Below are 1,140 nucleotides of genomic sequence, written 5' to 3'. Positions count from 1 at the left end.
TTCGACCTGTATCGCCCGTCGGAGGAGCACGAGATGCTCCGGGAGACGGTCCGTGCGCTGGCGGAGGCGAAGATCACGCCGTTCGCCGCGGCGGTGGACGAGGAGGGCCGTTTCCCGCAGGAGGCGCTGGACGCGCTGGTCGCGGCCGACCTGCACGCGGTGCACGTGCCCGAGACCTACGGCGGTGCGGGCGCCGACGCGCTGGCGACCGTGATCGTGATCGAGGAGGTCGCCCGCGCCTGCGGGTCCTCGTCGCTGATCCCGGCCGTCAACAAGCTCGGCTCGCTGCCGGTGATCCTGTCCGGCTCCGAGGAGCTCAAGCACCGCTACCTCGCCCCGCTCGCCAAGGGCGACGCGATGTTCTCCTACGCCCTGTCCGAGCCCGACGCCGGCTCCGACGCGGCCGGCATGAAGACCCGCGCGGTCCGGGACGGCGACCACTGGATCCTCAACGGCGTCAAGCGGTGGATCACCAACGCCGGCGTGTCGGAGTACTACACCGTCATGGCCGTCACCGACCCCGACAAGCGCTCCAAGGGCATCAGCGCCTTCGTCGTGGAGAAGTCCGACGAGGGCGTGTCCTTCGGCGCCCCGGAGAAGAAGCTCGGCATCAAGGGCTCCCCCACCCGCGAGGTCTACCTCGACAACGTCCGCATCCCCGCCAGCCGCATGATCGGCGACGAGGGCACCGGCTTCGCCACCGCGATGAAGACCCTCGACCACACCCGCATCACCATCGCCGCCCAGGCCATCGGCATCGCCCAGGGCGCCCTCGACTACGCCAAGGGCTACGTCAAGGAACGCAAGCAGTTCGGCAAGCCCATCGCCGACTTCCAGGGCGTGCAGTTCATGCTCGCCGACATGGCCATGAAGCTCGAAGCCGCCCGCCAGCTCACCTACGCCGCCGCCGCCAAGTCCGAGCGCATCGACGGCGATCTGACCTTCTTCGGCGCCGCCGCCAAGTGCTTCGCCTCCGACGTCGCCATGGAGGTCACCACCGACGCCGTCCAGCTCCTCGGCGGCTACGGCTACACCCGCGACTACCCCGTCGAGCGCATGATGCGCGACGCCAAGATCACCCAGATCTACGAAGGCACCAACCAGGTCCAGCGCATCGTCATGGCCCGCAACCTCCCCTGA

1 protein-coding gene is annotated in these 1,140 nt (G+C 69.2%); it reads left to right on the top strand.

Translation table 11 applies throughout. The features are described 5' to 3' along the window. Window positions 1-1,140 (top strand): acyl-CoA dehydrogenase family protein (locus tag ACIGO8_RS34005; RefSeq protein ID WP_399738933.1); only part of this gene is annotated, 1,140 nt, incomplete at its 5' end.

The organism is Streptomyces sp. NPDC053493, assembly GCF_044544825.1.
Taxonomy (GTDB): Bacteria; Actinomycetota; Actinomycetes; order Streptomycetales; family Streptomycetaceae; genus Streptomyces.
The sequence above is the reverse complement of the archived record's forward strand: the minus strand, read 5'-3'. Positions and strand labels throughout refer to the sequence as shown.